1 protein-coding gene is annotated in these 252 nt (G+C 38.1%); it reads right to left on the bottom strand.

Annotation, left to right across the window (positions count from 1 at the left end; genetic code table 11):
• Positions 1-129, bottom strand: a 129-nt coding sequence (locus JIG41_RS23290) for a helix-turn-helix domain-containing protein (protein WP_409372733.1), incomplete at its 3' end; no start/stop codon positions are given.
• Positions 130-252: the final 123 nt, after the last annotated feature.

The following is a 252-nucleotide window of genomic DNA, read 5'->3' as shown; positions in this document are numbered from 1 at the left end:
GCCATACAGCCCCTGTTCTAGGTAACTAGAAACCCATTTATTAACACTACTTCGTGCTATGTTAAGACGTTTTGCAATATCAGTTCTGCTATTCCCCTCATAAAATAATGACACTGCGAGTAATCGTATGCGTTTTCGTGCGTTTGGTTCTTTTGCGAAAGCGCTAAAAGCTGTTCAGCTATGTTTTGGTTCAATGTTATTAACCGGTGATTTTATATAGCCTATATTAGATCAGATATTTAAGCGGAATGG

The organism is Pseudoalteromonas sp. bablab_jr011, assembly GCF_016464045.1.
Taxonomy (GTDB): Bacteria; Pseudomonadota; Gammaproteobacteria; order Enterobacterales; family Alteromonadaceae; genus Pseudoalteromonas; species Pseudoalteromonas lipolytica.
Note: the sequence above shows the minus strand (reverse complement) of the source record. Positions and strands in the feature narration are given on the sequence as shown.